Source organism: Neorhizobium galegae (assembly GCF_017877055.1).
Classification (GTDB): Bacteria; Pseudomonadota; Alphaproteobacteria; order Rhizobiales; family Rhizobiaceae; genus Neorhizobium; species Neorhizobium galegae_D.
Window position 1 is genome coordinate 86,913 of sequence record NZ_JAGIPG010000002.1, and the last position, 19,956, is coordinate 106,868.

Annotated in this window: 18 protein-coding genes; 14 read left to right on the top strand and 4 right to left on the bottom strand. The window is 62.2% G+C overall.

Features of this window, described 5'->3' with window-relative positions; genetic code table 11:
* Positions 1 to 39 precede the first annotated feature (39 nt).
* From J2857_RS10670 to scpA, 6 genes are all read left to right on the top strand, one after another.
* Positions 40 to 1,572 carry an acyl-CoA carboxylase subunit beta gene (locus J2857_RS10670; RefSeq protein ID WP_210010190.1) on the top strand — a complete coding sequence of 511 codons (1,533 nt, stop codon included), beginning with the start codon at positions 40 to 42 and terminating at the stop codon, positions 1,570 to 1,572.
* Between the two features lie 87 nt (positions 1,573 to 1,659).
* Entirely contained in the window at positions 1,660 to 2,559 is a 900-nt protein-coding gene (gene yghU, locus J2857_RS10675; protein WP_037086440.1) for a glutathione-dependent disulfide-bond oxidoreductase, read from the top strand.
* Positions 2,560 to 2,582: 23 nt separating this feature from the next.
* Positions 2,583 to 2,960, top strand: a complete 378-nt coding sequence (locus tag J2857_RS10680) for a hypothetical protein (protein WP_210010191.1) — start codon at positions 2,583 to 2,585, stop codon at positions 2,958 to 2,960.
* Positions 2,960 to 4,969 carry an acetyl-CoA carboxylase biotin carboxylase subunit gene (locus tag J2857_RS10685; protein WP_210010192.1) on the top strand — a complete coding sequence of 670 codons (2,010 nt, stop codon included), beginning with the start codon at positions 2,960 to 2,962 and terminating at the stop codon, positions 4,967 to 4,969. Before J2857_RS10680 ends, J2857_RS10685 begins: the two co-directional genes overlap by 1 nt.
* Before the next feature lie 222 nt (positions 4,970 to 5,191).
* Complete coding sequence (locus tag J2857_RS10690) at positions 5,192 to 5,992, top strand: DNA adenine methylase (protein WP_210010193.1); 801 nt, start codon at positions 5,192 to 5,194, stop codon at positions 5,990 to 5,992.
* A 97-nt stretch (positions 5,993 to 6,089) separates the two neighbouring features.
* On the top strand, positions 6,090 to 8,228 hold the full coding sequence (scpA, locus tag J2857_RS10695; RefSeq protein WP_210010194.1) for a methylmalonyl-CoA mutase: 2,139 nt from the start codon (positions 6,090 to 6,092) through the stop codon (positions 8,226 to 8,228).
* Between the two features lie 3 nt (positions 8,229 to 8,231).
* Here the strand turns inward: scpA and J2857_RS10700 are convergent, their stop codons facing one another.
* Complete coding sequence (locus J2857_RS10700; RefSeq protein ID WP_210010195.1) at positions 8,232 to 9,170, bottom strand: sugar-binding transcriptional regulator; 939 nt, start codon at positions 9,168 to 9,170, stop codon at positions 8,232 to 8,234.
* Between the two features lie 292 nt (positions 9,171 to 9,462).
* Between J2857_RS10700 and J2857_RS10705 the strand changes: the two genes are divergently transcribed.
* The 8 genes from J2857_RS10705 (at position 9,463) to J2857_RS10740 (ending at position 17,606) form a co-directional block, all read left to right on the top strand.
* Complete coding sequence (locus tag J2857_RS10705) at positions 9,463 to 10,215, top strand: glycerophosphodiester phosphodiesterase family protein (protein ID WP_210010196.1); 753 nt, start codon at positions 9,463 to 9,465, stop codon at positions 10,213 to 10,215.
* Entirely contained in the window at positions 10,202 to 11,728 is a 1,527-nt protein-coding gene (locus tag J2857_RS10710; protein WP_210010197.1) for an alkaline phosphatase D family protein, read from the top strand. The genes J2857_RS10705 and J2857_RS10710 overlap by 14 nt, the downstream gene beginning before the upstream one ends.
* Before the next feature lie 22 nt (positions 11,729 to 11,750).
* Positions 11,751 to 12,434: an HAD family hydrolase gene (locus J2857_RS10715; RefSeq protein WP_210010198.1), complete on the top strand. Its 684-nt coding sequence runs from the start codon at positions 11,751 to 11,753 to the stop codon at positions 12,432 to 12,434.
* Between the two features lie 114 nt (positions 12,435 to 12,548).
* Positions 12,549 to 13,682: an ABC transporter ATP-binding protein gene (locus J2857_RS10720; RefSeq protein ID WP_210010199.1), complete on the top strand. Its 1,134-nt coding sequence runs from the start codon at positions 12,549 to 12,551 to the stop codon at positions 13,680 to 13,682.
* Positions 13,683 to 13,725: 43 nt separating this feature from the next.
* Entirely contained in the window at positions 13,726 to 14,859 is a 1,134-nt protein-coding gene (locus tag J2857_RS10725; RefSeq protein ID WP_210010200.1) for an extracellular solute-binding protein, read from the top strand.
* A gap of 68 nt (positions 14,860 to 14,927) precedes the next feature.
* On the top strand, positions 14,928 to 15,749 hold the full coding sequence (locus J2857_RS10730; protein ID WP_210010201.1) for an ABC transporter permease: 822 nt from the start codon (positions 14,928 to 14,930) through the stop codon (positions 15,747 to 15,749).
* On the top strand, positions 15,746 to 16,585 hold the full coding sequence (locus tag J2857_RS10735) for an ABC transporter permease (RefSeq protein WP_210010202.1): 840 nt from the start codon (positions 15,746 to 15,748) through the stop codon (positions 16,583 to 16,585). Before J2857_RS10730 ends, J2857_RS10735 begins: the two co-directional genes overlap by 4 nt.
* A 7-nt stretch (positions 16,586 to 16,592) precedes the next feature.
* The gene (locus J2857_RS10740; protein WP_210010203.1) at positions 16,593 to 17,606 is read left to right on the top strand and encodes a LacI family DNA-binding transcriptional regulator; all 1,014 of its coding nucleotides are present in this window, start codon (positions 16,593 to 16,595) and stop codon (positions 17,604 to 17,606) included.
* A gap of 117 nt (positions 17,607 to 17,723) precedes the next feature.
* Here J2857_RS10740 and J2857_RS10745 read toward each other — a convergent pair whose 3' ends face one another.
* The 3 genes from J2857_RS10745 to J2857_RS10755 are packed head-to-tail and all read right to left on the bottom strand — an operon-like array spanning position 17,724 to position 19,887.
* Positions 17,724 to 18,599, bottom strand: coding sequence for an amidohydrolase family protein (locus tag J2857_RS10745; RefSeq protein WP_210010204.1), 876 nt, complete (start codon positions 18,597 to 18,599; stop codon positions 17,724 to 17,726).
* Positions 18,600 to 18,624: 25 nt separating this feature from the next.
* The gene (locus J2857_RS10750; protein ID WP_210010205.1) at positions 18,625 to 19,080 is read right to left on the bottom strand and encodes a MarR family winged helix-turn-helix transcriptional regulator; all 456 of its coding nucleotides are present in this window, start codon (positions 19,078 to 19,080) and stop codon (positions 18,625 to 18,627) included.
* A gap of 12 nt (positions 19,081 to 19,092) precedes the next feature.
* Positions 19,093 to 19,887, bottom strand: coding sequence for a crotonase/enoyl-CoA hydratase family protein (locus J2857_RS10755; RefSeq protein ID WP_037086414.1), 795 nt, complete (start codon positions 19,885 to 19,887; stop codon positions 19,093 to 19,095).
* Positions 19,888 to 19,956 lie beyond the last annotated feature (69 nt).

Here is a 19,956-nt window from a genome sequence, read left to right on the forward strand (position 1 = left end):
AGACGCTAAGTAATGCCCAAGAGAATACCGGGAGCAAACATGCGAGCAGTTCTGGGTGAGGTCGAAAAGCGCCGCGCGGAGGCAAGGCTCGGCGGGGGTGAAAGACGTATCGAGGCTCAGCATGCCAAGGGCAAGCTGACGGCGCGGGAGAGAATCGAAGTTCTGCTCGACGAAGGCTCGTTCGAAGAATTTGACATGTACGTGACCCACCGCGCGGTGGATTTCGGCATGGCCGAACAGAAGGTCGCCGGCGATGGCGTCGTCACCGGCTGGGGGACGATCAACGGCCGCCAGGTCTATGTCTTCTCTCAGGATTTTACGGTCCTCGGCGGTTCGCTTTCTGAAACCCATGCGCAAAAAATCTGCAAGATCATGGATATGGCGGTGCGGGTCGGCGCGCCGGTGATCGGGCTGAACGATTCGGGTGGCGCCCGCATCCAGGAAGGCGTGTCTTCGCTCGCTGGTTACGCGGAAGTGTTCCGCCGCAACGCAGAGGCCTCCGGCGTCGTGCCGCAGATCTCGGTCATCATGGGACCTTGCGCCGGTGGTGCGGTCTATTCGCCGGCCATGACCGACTTCATCTTCATGGTGCGCGACAGTTCCTACATGTTCGTCACCGGTCCTGACGTGGTGAAGACCGTCACCAACGAAATCGTCACGGCCGAGGAACTCGGCGGTGCCGGCACCCATACGAAAAAATCCTCGGTCGCCGATGCCGCCTTCGAAAACGACATCGAGGCGCTCGAAGCCGTCCGCCAGCTCTTTGATTTCCTGCCTTTGAACAACCGCGAAAAGCCCCCTGTCCGCCCCTTCCACGACGATCCGGCCCGCGTCGAAAACCGCCTCGACAGCCTGATCCCGGACAGCGCCGCAAAACCTTACGACATGAAGGAACTGATCTATTCCATCGCTGACGAGGGCGATTTTTTCGAGATCCAGGAAGCCTATGCAAGGAACATCATCACCGGCTTCATCCGGCTTGAGGGCCAGACGGTCGGCGTCGTCGCCAATCAGCCGATGGTGCTTGCCGGCTGCCTCGATATCGACTCTTCCCGCAAGGCCGCCCGTTTCGTCCGCTTCTGCGACGCTTTCTCGATCCCCATCCTGACACTGGTCGATGTGCCGGGCTTCCTGCCCGGCGTCGCGCAGGAATATGGCGGCGTCATCAAGCACGGTGCAAAACTGCTGTTCGCCTATTCCGAAGCGACGGTGCCGATGGTCACGCTGATCACCCGAAAAGCCTATGGCGGCGCCTATGACGTCATGGCCTCGAAACATATCGGCGCCGACTTCAATTATGCCTGGCCGACCGCCGAAATTGCCGTCATGGGTGCGAAGGGAGCGACCGAAATCCTCTACCGCTCGGAACTCGGCGATCCGGAGAAGATCGCGGCGCGGACGAAGGAATACGAAGAGCGTTTCGCCAATCCGTTCGTGGCGGCCGAACGCGGCTTCATCGACGAGGTGATCATGCCGCATTCGTCGCGCCGCCGCATCGCCCGCGCCTTCGCCTCGCTGCGCAACAAGCAGGTGACGACGCACTGGAAGAAACACGACACGATCCCGCTGTGACGAGCGGAAATTCGGCTGGCCGCTCTCTATATAGGTGTCGCCCCGCTAAAACCCTCGGGCGCGCCACCTGAATGGAAGGAAGATTTCATGACCGACAAATCCCCCGCCGAGAATTTTCCAGCGGGCTACGAGCTCCCGAAGATCTGGACCTGGGAACAGGGAAACGGCGGCCAGTTCGCCAATATCAACCGGCCGATCGCCGGTCCGACTCATGAGAGGGAGCTGCCGGTCGGCAAGCATCCCTTGCAGCTCTATTCGCTGGCGACGCCGAACGGCGTGAAGATCGGCATCATGCTGGAAGAGCTGCTGGCCGCCGGCCACAAGGGCGCCGAATACGACGCCTGGCTCATCAAGATCGGCGACGGCGACCAGTTCGGTTCCGGTTTCGTCGATGTCAATCCGAATTCGAAGATCCCGGCCCTGCTGGACCGTTCCACGCCTGAGCCGACCCGCGTTTTCGAAAGCGGCTCGATCCTTCTCTACCTCGCAAACAAGTTCGACGACGCCTTCCTGCCCAAGGATCACAAGGCACGCACCGAAACGATGAACTGGCTGTTCTGGCAGATGGCCTCGGCGCCCTATCTCGGCGGCGGCTTCGGCCATTTCTATGCCTATGCGCCGGTCTATATCAAATATGCCATCGACCGGTTCTCGATGGAGGTGAAGCGTCAGCTCGATGTCCTCGACCGGCATCTTGCCGAAAACCGGTACATGGCCGGCTCCGAATATTCGATCGCCGATATTGCCATCTGGCCCTGGTACGGCAACCTGGCGCAAGGCAAGGCCTATGGCGAGGCCGGCACCTTCCTCGACGTCCAGAGCTACAAGAACGTCCAGCGCTGGACGGCCGAGATCGCCGAACGCCCGGCCGTCAAGCGTGGCCGCATGGTCAACCGCGTGAACGGCGATCCGTCCGAACAGCTTCATGAACGCCACGACGCTTCCGACTTCGAGACGAAGACGCAGGACAAGCTCGCCAAGGCTTGAAGAACGACCGCAAGGAGACCAGCATGCCCAGACCGCCCGACATGACGAAACACAGGGGTTTCCCTTCCGGCATGCCGGGCCACGGGCATCATTTCACGATCCGGCGGGCAAACGAAAAGGGGGCGACGCCGCTGAAGAAGCTGCAGCGCCTCGCCCGTCCGGGCACGATCGAACACAAGGTGGACGCCGCCTTCCTGCACGCGCTGTGGCACCATTTCGGCCCGGAACCGTTCGAGCGGGGCAATCTCGATGCCGGCCGGCTCAACCTTCTGTTCGGCCGCGAGGTCGTGCCGGCCGAGGACGATTTCGACCCGACTTCCTACGATGCGCTGCTCAGGATCGACGAGAAGGTCGCGCGCAGAACGTTCCCCGAATCCTTCGAAGACGTCATGGAGGTCTGATGCCGGCGCTCAAGAAAATTCTTATCGCCAATCGCGGCGAGATCGCCTGCCGGGTCATCAGGACGGCCCGCAAGATGGGCATAAAGACGGTGGCGGTCTATTCGGACGCAGATGCCGAGGCGCTGCATGTACGAATGGCGGACGAGGCGGTTCACATCGGCCCGGCACCGTCTTCCCAGTCCTATATCGTCATCGACAAGATTCTCGATGCGATCAGAAAGACCGGCGCCGATGCGGTGCATCCGGGTTACGGCTTCCTTTCGGAAAACGCGGCCTTCGCTCAAGCCCTCGAGAAGGAAGGCGTTGCCTTCATCGGCCCGCCGGTGAAAGCCATCCAGGCGATGGGCGACAAGATCACCTCCAAGAAGATCGCCGCCGAGGCCGGCGTCTCCACCGTGCCCGGCCATATGGGCCTGATCGAGGATGCCGAGGAAGCGGTAAAAATCTCCGCCTCGATCGGTTATCCTGTGATGATCAAGGCGTCGGCCGGCGGTGGCGGCAAGGGCATGCGGATTGCCTGGAACGATGCCGAGGCGCGCGAAGGTTTCCAGTCCTCCCGCAACGAGGCGAAGAATTCGTTCGGCGACGACCGAATCTTCATCGAAAAGTTCGTCGACCAGCCGCGCCATATCGAAATCCAGGTGCTGGGCGACCAGCACGGCACCACGCTCTATCTCGGCGAGCGCGAATGTTCGATCCAGCGCCGCAACCAGAAGGTCATCGAGGAGGCTCCGTCGCCGTTCCTCGATGCGGTGACCCGCAAGGCCATGGGCGAACAGGCCGTGGCGCTGGCGAAAGCGGTCGGTTATTTCTCTGCCGGCACGGTCGAGTTCATCGTCGACGGCGCCAGAAATTTCTATTTCCTCGAGATGAACACCCGCCTGCAGGTGGAGCATCCGGTCACCGAACTCGTCACCGGCGTGGATCTCGTCGAGCAGATGATCCGCGTAGCGTCAGGCGAAAAACTGTCGTTCGGTCAGGACGACGTCAAGCTCGACGGCTGGGCGATCGAAAGCCGGCTATATGCCGAGGATCCCTACCGCAATTTCCTGCCGTCGATCGGCCGGCTGACCCGCTACCGGCCGCCGGCGGAAGGCCGGCAGGACGACGGCACCGTGGTCCGCAACGACACCGGCGTCTTCGAGGGCGGCGAGATCTCCATGTATTACGACCCGATGATCGCCAAGCTGTGCACGTGGGCGCCTGATCGTCTGACGGCGATCGACGCGATGGGCAAGGCGCTCGACGATTTCGAGGTGGACGGCATCGGCCACAATCTGCCCTTCCTCTCGGCCGTCATGGATCACGGCCGCTTTCGCTCCGGAAGGATCACCACGGCCTTCATCGCCGAGGAATTCCCGGAAGGTTTTTCGGGCGTGCATCCCGACGAGGCGGCCGCGAGGAAGCTCGCCGCCATCGCGGTCCTGATCCATCAGGCCCTGCAGGAGCGGGCGGTACGGATTTCCGGCACGATCGGCAATCATCGCCGGGTGATCGGCAAGGAATGGGTGGTGACGCTCGCCGGCTTCGAAGAGGCCGTGGCGCTGGAAACCGGGCCTGACGGCGCCAGCGTCCGCCTTGCCGATGGAACGCAGCTGTCAGTCGCCAGCGGCTGGCTGCCGGGCCAGAGCCATGCCCGTTTCCACGTCGGAGGCGAGACGATGGGGGTCAAGGTCAACCTCATCGGCTCGGCCATCCGGTTGCGCTGGCGCGGCATGGACGTCACCGCCCGCGTGCGTTCGCCGCGCGTCGCCGAACTTGCCCGCCTGATGCCGAAAAAACTGCCCCCGGACACCTCGAAGATGCTGCTCTGCCCGATGCCCGGCGTCATCACCTCCGTTTCGGTGAAAGCCGGCGACGCCGTCGAAGCCGGCCAGACGCTCGCGACCGTCGAGGCGATGAAGATGGAAAACGTGCTGAAGGCCGAACGCAAGGGCACCGTCAAACGCGTCGCCGCCAGCCAAGGGCAGAGCCTGGCGGTCGATGAGTTGATCATGGAGTTCGAGTAGGCTTGCTTCTACCGCCGATACCGCAATCCCTCCGTATGACAGCAAATAGCGATCGTAAGAGTAGATGGATGCAAATATCGGGCGATATTTAAGAATACGGTTACTTGGCAAAAATTTGCCTCGGTTCTTTCCTCATGTCGTTCGCCCAAGCCTACAATCTTCTGCATTCCATTGCGGCTTACCGCTCAACGGAACCAGTATGACAGGATTGAGGCTGATGACATGGTGATTGTACGATCGACTGAGCTAGGCAAGCCCGCAGCGCCGTATATCGGGGGGAAGCGCCTACTTTCGAAGAAAATTATAAACTGCATCAACCACATGCCGCATCGGATTTATGCCGAGCCTTTCGTGGGCATGGGGGGAGTTTTCTTGCGGCGAAACCTCCACCCAAAAATGGAAGCAATCAACGATATTAACGGCGATATTACAAATTTCTTTCGTATTCTGCAGCGCCATTATTCACAGTTCATGGAGGTAATAAGTTTTCAGATCACCTCAAGGCAGGAGTTTGATAGGCTTTCGCATACCGATCCATCGACGCTTACGGATTTGGAACGAGCTGCACGCTTTCTTTATCTCCAATGCCTGGCTTTTGGAGGTAAAGTCCGAGGGCGGACATTTGGGGTATCGATGGGCGGAGCACGCTTTAATTTGCCGAGGTTGACGCCCCTACTCGGGAAAATCCATGCGCGGATGGCAGGAGTGGTGATCGAAAATTTGCCCTGGCGAAGCTTTATTGAGCGATACGACCGGCCAGATACGCTGTTTTATCTCGATCCTCCCTATTGGGGCCATGAGGAAGATTACGGAAAAGGGGTATTCAGTCGCGATCAGTTCCGTGAAATGGCGGATGTTCTCTTACATCTCAAGGGCCGCTTCATTCTCTCGATAAACGACGTAGCTTACGTTCGGGATGTATTTACCGAGTTTCAGGTTGAAGAGGTGGTTATCAACTATTCCATCGGTGGAGAGCGAAATACGTCGGCCAAAGAACTTATCATAACCGGGAGAGGTTCGTGATGGGTTTAGTTCACTGTAAATATCGAGCGAGCAAACGTTGAGATACTCGCTGCGTTTCTGATGCGCAAGATATAACCGCATAGTCGAGGAGCATTCGATGGCCGAAAAGACCGTCAAGGATTGGGAACTGCTTGCCGAGAAGGAGCTGAAGGCTTCGCCGGAAACGCTGGTCTGGCACACACCCGAAGGCATCGATATCAAGCCGCTCTATACGGCGGAAGACCTGGCCGGCATCGAACACCTTGATAGCCTGCCCGGCATGAAACCCTTCGTGCGCGGACCCCGCGCCACGATGTATGCCGGCCGGCCCTGGACGATCCGCCAATATGCGGGCTTCTCGACAGCCGAAGCGTCGAATGCCTTTTACCGCCGCAATCTCGCCGGCGGTCAGAAGGGCCTGTCGGTCGCTTTCGACCTTGCCACCCATCGCGGCTACGACAGCGATCATCCGCGCGTCGAAGGCGATGTCGGCAAGGCGGGCGTGGCGATCGATTCGGTCGAGGATATGAAGATCCTGTTCGATGGCATTCCCTTGAAGGACATGTCGGTGTCGATGACCATGAACGGCGCGGTGATCCCGATCCTTGCCTCCTTCATCGTCGCCGGCGAGGAGCAGGGCTGTTCGCGGGCGGAACTCTCAGGGACCATCCAGAACGACATCCTCAAGGAGTTCATGGTCCGCAACACCTATATCTATCCGCCCGAGCCCTCGATGCGGATCGTCGCCGACATCATCGAATATACGGCCAAGGAAATGCCGAAGTTCAATTCCATTTCGATATCCGGCTATCATATGCAGGAGGCGGGCGCGACGCTCGTCCAGGAACTCGCCTTCACGCTGGCCGACGGCCGCGAATATGTCCGCGCAGCCCTTGCCAAGGGCCTGAACGTCGACGATTTCGCCGGGCGGCTCTCCTTTTTCTTCGCGATTGGCATGAGCTTCTTCATGGAGGCCGCAAAACTGCGCGCCGCCCGCCTGCTCTGGTCGCGGATCATGGAGGAGTTCAAGCCGCAGAAGGCGTCATCGCTGATGCTGCGCACCCACTGCCAGACGTCGGGTGTCTCGCTGCAGGAACAGGACCCCTATAACAACGTCATCCGCACCGCCTATGAAGCGCTGTCGGCGGTGCTCGGCGGCACCCAGTCGCTGCACACCAATGCGCTCGACGAGGCGATGGCGCTGCCGACCGATTTCTCCGCCCGCATCGCCCGCAACACCCAGCTCATCCTCAACCACGAGACGGGCATCACCAAGGTCGTCGATCCGCTCGCCGGCTCCTACTACGTCGAAAGCCTGACCAACGAACTTGCGGAAAAGGCCTGGGCGCTGATCGAGGAAGTCGAGGCCATGGGCGGCATGACCAAGGCGGTCGCCGACGGCCTGCCGAAACGGTTGATCGAGGAAGCCGCCACCCGCCGCCAGGCGGCCGTCGACCGCGGCGAGGAAATCATCGTCGGCGTCAACAAATATCGGCTGGAGAACGAGGACGAGCTCGACATTCTCGCAATCGACAACACCGCCGTACGCAACGGCCAGATCAAGCGGCTGGAAGAGGTGCGCCGCCAGCGCGATCCGAAGCGCGTGGCGTCGGCCCTCGCCGTCCTCGAGGAAGCCGCTGAAACAGGTGAGGGGAACCTCCTGGAAGTGGCGATCGAAGCCGCCCGTGCCCGCGCCACCGTTGGCGAAATCTCCGACGCAATGCGCCAGGCCTTCGGCGACCACTCGGCGGTGCCGGAGGTGGTGAGCGATATCTACGGACCCGCTTATGAGGACGATCCGGAATACAGGACGATCGTCTCGCGGCTTGGCGGCTACGCTCAAACGCTTGGCAGCAAGCCCAAGATCATGGTCGCCAAGCTCGGCCAGGACGGCCATGACCGCGGCGCCAAGGTGATCGCCTCGGCCTTCGGCGACATCGGCTTCGAGGTTCTCGCCGGCCCGCTGTTCCAGACGCCGGAGGAGGCCGCCGATCTCGCGGTCAAAGAAAAGGTCCAGGTGGTTGGCATGTCGTCGCTCGCCGCGGGCCACAGGACGCTTGCGCCCCAGCTCGTGGAAGCCCTGAAAGCAAAGGGCGCCGAAAACGTCATCGTCGTGGTCGGCGGCGTCGTGCCTCGGCAGGATTACGATTACCTGATGGACCACGGCGTCGCCGCCGTCTTCGGCCCCGGCACCAACGTCCTTGATGCCGCCAACTCCATCATCGACCTCCTGGAGGGCAAGCGCCGCAATATTTGACGGTCACTTCGCCGCCAGCATCGCCTTGGCGCTGTCCGCATCGGTGATCAGCACGTTCACAAGCCCGCTCTGCGCCACCGCCTGCAGAATCTTGTGCTTGTGCGGCCCGCCTGATGCGACAATGCGGCAGTCGATCCGGCGAAAATCCTCCATCTCGGGCGCCAGAACCTGGCGGTTCAGCGGATGATCGATCTCCTTGCCCGCGGTATCGAGATAACGGCCCATCAGGTCGCCGACCGCGCCGGCTTTCCTGAGGATCTGTTCGTTCATGCCTTCGGGCAGGCCGTAGCGCACCTGCAGCGATTGCTGCGACACGTCACCGACGCTGAGGTAGGCGACATCCACCTCGCAGATCTGCCTGAACGTCCGCTGGAACACCGCCTGCGAGATGATCGCATCGCGTGATTCCGGGCTCTCGGCATAGATCGGCGCCACGAAATAGCGGCACTGGGCGTTCAGCACCTGCGCGAAGCCGCGGACGATCTCGAACGTGTTGATTTCCGACCCTTGCGTTAGTCCGCCCATCATCGAGCGCACCTTGATCTGCGGCTCGTTGAGCGAGGGAATGTGCTGGATCGTCTCGCGCAGCGTCGATCCCCAGCCGACCCCGATCGATGCGGGTTTCTGCGTCTGGATCAGCCGCCCGAGAAAACCGGCCGCCCCGCGCCCGAGCACCGGATGGAGAAGCGCCGGATCGGTCGGCGTCGGCACCACGACCGCATCCTGCAGGCCGAAACGCTTGCGCAGTTTCGCCTCCAGCTCGACGCTTTCGGCCAGCACGGAATCGAAGCTGATCCGCACCACGCCGGTTTCCAGCGCCTCCGAGAGGATCTCGTTGACGCGTCGACGGGTGATGTTCATCCGCTCGGCGATCTGTTGCTGAGTGAGGCTTTCCACATGATAGAGCCACGCCGCCCGCACCATCAGCTCACGATATTCCATTGCCACTATCCTAAAAGTCCCACATGTCACAATGAAGTAACATATGTAACATAACCCATATGTGTCATGGCTAACCCAGACTGACGGAGATGGCCAGAACCGAACAACACGGGGCGTGCGAAAGCCCCGGTTAGCAGGGATCGAAACATGGCGTCTTCCTCTATGGCTGGAGCCAGTATCTCCGGCCGCTTCTTTTTTGTGATGGCGCCGCCCGCTCCCGTCATCCTTCTGATGCAACGCTGGTTCACCAACGGTCTGGTTGATTCCGGTAAATAGAAACGAGGTATTTCCAATGACCCATCCCATCATCGTCGGCCATCGCGGCGCCCGCAATCTCTGGGCCGAGAACAGCCTCACCGGCTTCCGCAACCTTCTCGATCTCGAGGTCGAGTCCGTCGAATTCGACGTGCACCTTAGCGCCGCCGGCGAACTCCTCGTCATCCACGATGCAACCCTCGACCGCACCACCGAGCGCTCTGGCCGGGTGACCGATCTTGCCGCCGGCGAATACCGTTCTGTGATCCTCAAGGGCACCAACGAGCACATCCCGACGCTTGAGGACGTGCTCGAAATCTACGCGCCGACCGGCCTCGAATTGCATGTGGAACTGAAGGCCGATGCCGACGGCAAGCCTTACGACGGCCTGGAAGCCAAGGCCGCAGCCATGATCGACCGCTTCGGCGTGGCCGACAATTCCTTCCTGACCAGCTTCAGCGGTGAGGTCCTGAAGACGATCGGGCAAGTCGCGCCGCATATCCGCCGGCTGTCGTCGCTCAATCACAAATCCGTCCAGGCGCTCGGCCTGCGCCAATCCGTCGAAGCCATGCTGCAGGTCTCGGACGTGCTGGCGATCGAAAAGGCGCTGCTGCTCGAAGAATGGGAACTGCTCTCCGCGCTGGTCCCGGCCGAAAAGCTTGGCGTCTGGGTACCGAACGAGCTGGAAGACCTGTCTTTCTGGTTGAAGCGGTCGCTGCGCCAGATCACCACCGACCGGCCGGATCTCGCCGTCAAGGCACGCGAAGGACTGTTCGATGCCGCTCATTGATCGGAGAGGTTTTCTGGCGCGCGGACTGGCGGCGGCTGCCATCTGGCGGCCACTCGGCTCCGTACGTGCGGCGAGCTTCAAGACCGATCCATTCGCCCTCGGCGTCGCCTCCGGGGCGCCCAGGGCCGACAGCGTCGTCCTCTGGACGCGCCTGATCCTCGAAGGCACCTCGGCAGCTACGTCTGCCGATCCCTTCGCGCCAGCCCCGAAGCCGAACCTTGATCCCATCGATGTGGAGTGGATGCTTGCCGAGGACGAGGCCTTTTCAAAACCGGTCCAGTCCGGCCTCTTCCGTGCGGTTCCCGAATTCGCCCATTCGGTACATGTCGAGGTCACCGGTCTTCTGCCCGGCCGCTGGTATTTCTACCGTTTCCGTTCCGGCAATGCGGCAAGCCCGGTCGGCCGCACCCGCACCGCGCCGGCGGACGGCGTCGAAGCCATCCGTTTCGCCTTCGCCTCCTGCCAGCAATATGAGCAGGGTTTCTACAGTGCCTATGCCGACATGGCCGCCCGCGATCTCGACCTCGTCGTGCATCTCGGCGACTACATCTACGAGCGGAGTTATGGCGCGCAACTGGTGCGCAGGCACGAGACCGGCGTGCCCTCGATGCTCTATGAGTTCCGGGATCGCTACGCGCTCTACAAGTCCGACCCGCAATTGCGGGCGGCGCACGCGGCCTTCCCCTGGCTCGCAGTCTGGGACGATCACGAGGTCACCAACAATTACGCGAACGACCGGGCGCCGGACGCACCGAACCCGACGGAATTCCTCGCCCGCCGCCGCGCCGCCTATCAGGCCTGGTTCGAGCACATGCCGGTGCATCCGAGCCTTGGCTCTGGCTTCGACGCGCTGCGCATCTACGATCATTATCGTTTTGGCAGCCTCATGGGTGTGACGCTGCTCGATACGCGGCAATATCGGTCGCCCGAACTCGAAGGTTCCGCCGGTGACGACCGGCCCGAGCGAACCATGCTCGGCCCGGCGCAGGAACAATGGCTCGGCAGGACGCTGGGCAACAGCCGGGCGAAGTGGAACGTCATCGCCCAGCAGACACTGCTCGCCGAGCGCGACACCAAGGCCGGGCCGGCCACCGCGTATAATCTCGACGGCTGGGACGGTTATCGCGCTGCCCGCACCCGCCTGCTGGAGGCGGTCCAGACCTCGGCGGCCGACAACCCGCTGATCATCGGCGGCGACCTGCACGCCTTCTACGCGGCCGATGTGAAGCGCGACTTCGCGAACGAGAAGGCCCAGGCGATCGCCAGCGAATTCGTCTGCGGCTCGATCACCTCCGATGCGCCGTCGGCGTCGAGCCTGGCGACGGCGGTTGCCGAAAACCCGCATCTCAAGTTTGCCTCGGACAAGCATGGTTATGCGATCATGCGCTTGAGCGAACGGTCGGCCGGGGTGGATTTCATCGGCATAACCGACCGCAAGCAGCAGAATTCCCCCGCTGCCGTTTTCCAGAGCTTCGCCGTCGCCGACGGTGTTGCCGGCGTCAATCGGCTTTGACGCCTACTCAAGTTGGACTTTCATGCAGATAGATCTTCTGATTTTCGATTGCGACGGCGTCCTGATCAACAGCGAGCCGATCGCCAGCCGCACGCTTGCCAAGGCCCTGCGGGATGCCGGTGCCGCCATCACCGCCGAGGAGGTCTTGGTCCGGTTCACCGGCAATTCGGCCAGCGCCATCCGCCGTATCTGCACGGAAGAGCTCGGCATTACCGATCTGGACGCGGTCTTTGCGGCCTGGCATCTCGACATCTATCCGGAATTCGCCCGCTCCTTGGAGCCGATGCCGGGTATCGAAAAACTCGTCCAGGCGTTGCCGCACCGCAAATGCGTCGCCTCCAACAGCTCGACGGACCGGCTGTCGAAAAGCCTCGGCCTGCTGCCGCTCTGGCACGCCTTCGCACCGTCGATCTTCAGCGCTGACATGGTGGCGCGGCCGAAGCCGGCGCCGGATCTCTTCCAATTCTGCGCCGAAACGCTCGCCGCCGATCCGGCTCGTTGCGTGGTGATCGACGACAGCGCCCATGGGATTACCGGGGCGAGGGCGGCAGGCATGACGGCGATCGGCTTCGTCGATCCCGCCGATCCGCGGCCGCATCGCGCCGCGATCCTGGCGGAGGCCGGGGCCGTTTTCGTGGCGACCGGCGCTGACGAGCTTGCAGAAGCGCTCGCCCGTCTGGAAACGCCGCTCACCGTCGAAGCCTGAGCGGACGCTCCACCGATTCTCCCGATATAAAAAATCGCCGGTGTCATCCGCCTGTAAAACTCCGGCCCTAAGAAACCCCCAGCAAGATTGCACGGCTGTGCAAAAGGGGGTTCGATGGAACGGGACGGTTTTCTGGAATTGCGCGGAGTCGCCAGCCATTATGGTGCCACGCAGGTTCTGACCGATATCGACCTGTCGATCGCCAAGGGCGAGTTCGTGGCGCTGCTCGGCTCGTCCGGCTGCGGCAAGACGACACTCCTGCGCCTGCTCGCCGGCTTCATCAGCCCGTCTGCCGGCGAGGTGAAAGTGCGCCATCGCGACGTCACCCATCTGCCGCCGGACAAGCGCGGCATGGCGCTGGTTTTCCAGTCCTACGCGCTCTGGCCGCATATGACGGTTGCGCAGAACATCGGCTACGGGCTGAAGCTGAAGGGTGTTGCGCGGGCCGAAATCGCCAACCGCGTCGCCGCCATGCAGTCGCTGCTCGGCCTTGACGGGCTGGAGGCGCGCAAGCCGCAGGCTTTGTCTGGCGGCCAGCGCCAGCGCGTCGCGCTCGGCCGGGCGCTTGCCGTCGATCCGGAAATCCTGCTGCTCGACGAGCCGCTGTCGAACCTCGACGCCCGCATCCGCCTGACCGTCCGGCACGAACTGCGGGCGTTGCAGAAGCGCCTCGGCATCACCGCGATCCACGTTACCCACGATCGCGAGGAGGCCATGGTGATGGCCGACCGGATCGTCATCCTCAACGCCGGCAAGATTGCGCAAGCTGGCACGCCGGAGGATGTCTATAACCGTCCGGCCTCGGCCTTCGTCGCCGCCTTCATGGGCGCCGAGAACGTCATTTTGCTGAACGGCACACTTGAGGACGATGATTTTTCGATCGCCGCAGGCACTGCCAACGTTGCGGGCAATGTGCCGCTTGCCGGCCGTCCGCTGGCCTCGGGTCCGGTCGAAGCCCGTTTCCGCCCGGAGGCTGCCCGCCTTTTCGAAGCCGGCGAGATCGCGGTGATCGGCCCGGGCATCACCTTCCGGGGCGAGGTCGCCGCCGTCAGTTATCCTGGCGGCCATTGGCGCCACGTGGTGCGGCTGGGGCAGACCGAGATCATGGCCGATGGAACCCAGGCCTTCGAGCCGGGTACCCGCGTCGGCGTGTTCGTGCCGGCCGAGGCGCTGTTCCTGTTCAAATCGCCGGAGGCTGCTTCGGTCTCACCCATTTCCCGGGCATCGTCCGGGAAAGTCCACGCCTGACCTCTCGATCCCTCTGCCTTTTCAATCCAACGGAGAAGCACCCATGAAGAAGATGTCTTACGCCGCCTTCGCCGTCGCTTTCGCAGCCCTCCCGGTTCATGCCGAAGAGCTGACGGTCGCGACCGCCGGCGACCAGAACATGGTCGACTACATCAACCAGTATCTCGGCCCGCTTTTCGAAAAGACCTATCCGGGCAACACCGTTCGCGCCGTCGGCACCGGCCCCGGCGACGCCGGCTCGCAGAAGATCCTCGAGCGCTTTGACGCTCAGGCTGCCGCCAACGTCCCGGCCTGGGATTTCGACGTCGCCGTCGTGCATGAGAAGTTCGTTGGCCCGATGGTCACCAAGAACTACCTCGACAAGTACCGCGCTGATATCGACACCGGCAAGCTGGTGTCCCGCGGCAATGCCAAGATGGCGCTCGGCGCCAATGTCGACGGCTACGTCATGCCGATGTTCAACAGCCAAACCGCGATCGCCTATAACCCCGCGCTGGTTCCGAACCCGCCGAAGTCCTATACCGAACTCGCAGACTGGGCCAAGGCTCATCCGAAGCAGTTCGGTTACAACGGCATCAAGGGTGGCGCCTCCGGCGTTTCCTTCGTCATGGGCTGGATTTACGCCTTCGGCGGCGGCGACGCCAACATCCTGATGAACGGCCCGTTCAAGGAAGAAGAAACCAAGAAGTGGGATGCGGCCTTCAAAAGCCTCGCCGATTTCACGACCAATGCGACGCTGACGCCCGGCAATGCCGGCACGCTCGACCTGCTGTCGCGCGGCGAAATCGCCATGGGCCCGGTCTGGGTCGACATGTTCTACTCCTGGCAGGCCAGCGGCCAGCTTCCCCCGACCATGAAGCTCGTCCTGCCGGCTCCGGGCATGCCCGGCCAGCCGATGCACTACGTCATGCCGGAAAAGGCCGCCCACAAGGCGCTGGCCGAGAAGTTCATCGCTCTCGCCACCAGCCCGAAGGTCCAGGCCGAAGGCATCGTCAAGCGCTTCAACTGGTATCCGGGCATCGACGCCGACAACGTCAAGAAGGAACTGGACGACGCCACTTGGAACAAGCTGTTCGTCGACATCTCGCCGGCCGATCTTGCTGCCAAGGGCAAGCCCTTCCCGATCGCTCCCTACAACACCGCGATCCTCGAAGCCTATGAGAAGTCCGTGAAGTAATCGCACTCCACGAACCTGCTCCCCGTAGTTCAGCACGGGGAGCATTTCACTTCAAGAACGGTCGAACCATGCCAAAACGCCTTCTCGGTCTCCTCCTTGTGCTGCCGGCACTCGCGGTGATCGCCTTCCTCTTCATCCTGCCGCTGATCATGTCGGCGGTCGGCGCCTTCCAGGTGGAGGAGGCTTTCGGCTGGGGCAATTTCATCAAGACCTTCGACCTCTATACCAAGGACATCATCTTCACCGTTGTGATCGTCAGCCTGTCGACGGTGCTGATCGGCATCGCCTCGATCGCGATCGGCGGTTACCTGACGCTCGGCGAACATCCGGTGGCGGTCGCAATCCTGCGCTGGCTCTACCGCTGGCCGATGTTCATCCCCTTCATCGTCGTCGGCCAGATCCTGCGGACGTTCCTTTCCAAGAACGGCATGATGAACAATACTTTCATCAATCTCGGCCTTTTGACGCCGCTCGATGCGGTGAGCTTCCTCGATTGGCGCGGCATCGTCATCGCCTTCGTCTGGAAGCAGACGCCGTTTGTGGCGCTGCTCGTCGCCGGCGCCATGGCTTCCATCAATCGCGATACGATCGAAGCGGCCCGCAATCTCGGCGCCTCGCGGCTGCGGCTGCTCGTCGAGATCGTCGTGCCGCAGGTGGCGATGACGCTGACGGTCGGCCTCATCCTCTCCTTCGTCACCATGATGTCGGTTCTCTCGGTGCCGCTGATGATCAACGCCCAGTCGCCGACCATGCTGACCGCCGATATCGCCTTTCGGGTCAATTCCTACGGGGATTACGGCGTCGCCAATGCGCTCGGCCTGATCTCGCTCGTGCTCGCCGGATCCGTCGCATGGATCTACCTGCGCGCCAGCCTCAAGGAGCGCGCATGACAGCCGCCCGCAATCCCGCTCGCCGCAATCCGCTCGCTGCTCTCTGGTGGGTGCCGCGCGGCATCATCTTCGGGCTGATGGCCTTCTTCATCTTCGGGCCGCTGTTCAACCTCGTCCTATGGACGGTGGCGGAGAAGTGGTATTTCCCCTACAGCCTGCCGTTGGAATACGGCTTCAGCTCCTGGGCAAAAGTGTTCGCGCCGCGCGGCGGGGCGATGCAATCGCTCACCAATTCGCTGGTCGTGGCGCTGCTGACGGTCGTGGTCTCGTTGGTTCTGGCGATCCCGGCCGGTTACGCGCTGGCCCGGCTGAAACTGCCGTTCCGTGGCCTCATCCTGCTCGCCTTCCTCATTCCGCAGGCCTTTCCGAACCTGACTGTCTACGTGAACATCGCCCGTATCTTCTACGAGATCAGGCTCAACGGCACGATCCCGGGCGTCGTGCTGGTGCATGTCTCGCACGGCCTCGTCTACGCTGTCTGGATCGCAACAGCCGCCTTTTCGGCGATCGATGCAGAGCTGGAACTGGCGGCACGCAATATCGGCGCCGGCGCGATGCGCACCTTCATGGACGTGACGCTGCCGCTTGCGGCGCCCGGCCTGATGGCGAGCGCCGTCTTCGTTTTCCTGGAATCGCTCGACGAGTTCACCGGCAGCTATTTCGTCGGCGCGCCGGATGTGAACATGCTGCCGCTGCTGCTCTATACGACGGCTGCCGGTGGCAATTATCAGATCGCATCGATCACCGCCCTCTTGCTCCTCGTTCCCTCTCTGGTGTTCATGTTGATCGTGGAGCGATTCCTGAAGGCGGACGTCCTTTCGCGCGTAGGGCATTGAGGAAAGCATGAAGGACGAGAAACGCATGCGCTTTGTCAGCGCCGAACAGGTCGCCCGCCTTGCCGGCGTCTCCCGTTCGGCCGTCTCCCGCACGTTTACGCCGGGCGCAAGCGTTGCGCCGGCAACGCGGGAAAAGGTGCTGCGGGCGGCGGAAGAGCTCGGTTACCACGTCAACGACCTCGCGCGCGGCGTGCTCGCCAACCAGAGCCGGCTTGTCGGCATCGTCGCCACCAAGCCGGAGCTTGGCTTTCGCGCCCATCTGACGGCGGCGCTCGCCAAGGCGCTGATCCAGCGTGGCAGCATCCCGATCCTCATCAATACCGGCCAGGCGGAAGAGGAATTGCTGGCCGCCCAGAAAATGCTGATCGGTCATCGCGCCGAGGCGACGATCATCCTGTCCGGATCGCCGCCGGCAAGCTTCTTCGAGCTTGCCCAGCGCAACGGCCAGCCGCTGGTAGTGATCGGCCGTTCGGAACCGGATGCCGATCATGTCCGCGCCGGTAATTCCGAGGCCTCGCGCAAAGCCGCCAATGCCTTTTTCGATGCCGGCCGGCGGCGGCTCGCCGTGGTCGGCTCGCAATCGGGGACTCCGAGCATCGCCGAGCGTGAAACGGCCTTCCTGTCGGCCGCGCGGTCGCTCGGCGCCGAAGTGCAGTCCGCCGGTGGGCCGGATTCCGACTACGACAGCGGCATCGCCGCCGCCCGCGAGCTTTTTGCCGGCAGCGAACACCCGGACGCCATCTTCTGCGCCAACGACCAGATCGCCTTCGGGGTGATGGATTTCATCCGCATCGAGGCGAAGCTGCGCATCCCCGAAGACGTAGCGGTGATCGGCTTCGACGACGTGCCGGAGGCGGCCTGGCTGAGTTATGGCCTCACAACCTTCCGCCAGGACCCAATCACCATGGCGCTGCGGGCTGTCGAGCTTCTGGAACGACGCCTCGAAAACCCGGACGCTTCGCCGGGTTACGAGCGGGTCATCCCCGAGCTGGTCTTGCGGAAGAGCTTCGTTCCGGCTTGAGTTACAAGCCTCTCAAGGGTACTCGCCGTCATCCTCGGCCTTGTGCCGAGGATCTGCCACGCCCATGAATTGAACGTTCCCAGATGCTCGGGACGGCCCGAGCATGACGGAGAAACTCTAAATCTTCAAAAGCTTGCGGGCGTTTTCCTTGAGGATCAGCGGCCGCACCTCGTCCTTGATCGAGATCGCTGCAAAATCCGCCATCCAGCGGTCAGGCGTGATCGCCGGCCAGTCCGAGCCGAACAGCATTTTGTGCTTCAGGATCGAGTTGGCGTACTGGATCAGGATCTGCGGAAAGTACTTTGGAGACCAGCCGGACATGTCGATATAGACGTTCGGCTTGTGGGTCGCGACCGAAAGCGCCTCCTCCTGCCAGGGGAAGGAGGGATGTGCCAGGATAATCGGCATGTCGGGAAAATCCGCCGCCACATCATCGAGATATATCGGGTTCGAATATTTCAGCCGCATGTTCATGCCGCCGCGCATGCCGGCGCCGACGCCGGTCTGGCCGGTATGGAACAGCGTGATCGCGCCTTCTTCGGCAATCGCCTCGTAGAGCGGATATGCCATCCGGTCGTTCGGATAGAAGGCCTGCATGGTGGGGTGGAACTTGAAGCCCTTGACGCCGAATTCCCGCACCAGCCGGCGCGCCTCGCGGGCGCCCAGCTTGCCCTTGGCCGGGTCGATCGAGGCGAACGGGATCATGATGTCGCTGTTTTCGGCGGCGATCATCGCCACTTCTTCGTTGTTGTAGCGGCGAAAGCCGGTCTCGCGCTCCGCATCGACCGGGAAGATCACGCAGCCGATCTTGCGTTCGCGGTAATAGACGGCGGTCTCGTTCACCGTCGGCAGCATGCCCTTGTGGCCGGCCGGGTTCTTGAAATATTTGGCCATGCCAGCCTGGAATTCGTCGTAACCGTCGTCACGCGGGCCGCAGCAGGGCTCTTCCGCATGGGTGTGGATGTCGATTGCGATCAGCTCGTCGATGTTCAAGGTCCGCTCCTCCCGATCCTTAAATTCAGCCCAGGCCTACGAATTTCTGCAGGAGGGCCGTCAGTTGCTGGCGCTCGCCAGCGGTAAGATTGGCACCGACCGACGCTTCGTAGCTAAAGAACCACTGGCTTGCCTGCTCGACCCTCGTGACCGCTTCCGGGGTCAGCGTGATCTCTACGGCTCGGCGATCGCCATCCGGGATTTTTCGGGAAACCAGGTTCTGGTCCTCCAGCGCCCGGATCAGCTTGGTCATATGGGCCCGCTTGATCATCAGCCGCTGGCCGAGCACGCTCTGCCGGATGCCGGGATTGTGGAGAATGACCCAAAGAACGGAGAATTCTCCCGGCTTCAGATTATGTTCCCCGACCTCTTCGAAAAAACGCTCGTAGATCTTGAGCTGCGCCAGCCGCATCAGGAAGCCGAGCGCCGAATTGAGCCGGTCGAGATCGACCTCGTCTGCCGTGCGGATCGGCATGTCCATGGGCGTTTCCCCTTATGCCGAACCAGGCGCCTTCAGCCTTGCGGCGCGTTTTTCCAGGAAGGCGCGCAGACGCTCTTCGGCCTCCGGGCTGGTGGCGGTGAAGGAGGCGATGAAGGATTCGACGAAAAGTCCGTCTTCTTTCGCCATGTCCTGGATACGCGGCAGGGCGTTGATGACGGCGTAGTTGGAAATTTCGGCGTTGCTGGCGGCTGCTTCCGCAAGCTCATGCGCCTTCTGCCGGGCCATGCCCTTTTCGACGACGTACTGCGCCAGGTTCCAGCGCTCGGCCTCTTCCGCCGAAGCGACGCGGCCGGTCAGCATCATGTCGGTCATGCGGGCGACACCCATCAGCCGCGCCGCGCGCACCGAGCCGCCGCCGCCGACGAAGATGCCGCGCTGGCCTTCCGGCAGCGCGAAAAAGGCGGACTTGTCGGCAACGCGGATATGAGTGGAGGCCGCCAGTTCGAGGCCGCCGCCGACGACCGCGCCGTGCAAGGCCGAGATCCACGGAATCGTGCCGTGCTCGATACCGGCAAACACCGCATGCCACCGGCGCGAACCATGCACGCCCTGGATCGGCGTTTTCTTCACATGTTCGGCAAGATCGAGCCCGGCGCAGAAATGGTCGCCATGGCCGAAAAGAACGACGGCTTTCGCCTCGCTTTCGGCCCGCGCCACGGTCTCTGCGATCGTTTCGACGAAACGGTCGCTGATCGCATTGCGCTTTTCCGGACGGTTGAGACCTATATGGGCAACATTGCCCTTGAGCTCATAGGTCACGAAGCTGGTTGCCGTCTGATCGGCCATCTATGCATTCTCCTCCAGCAACGGACGCTCCCCAGCCCGTCTTCAGTTTTTGATCGTTTACATGGAGAT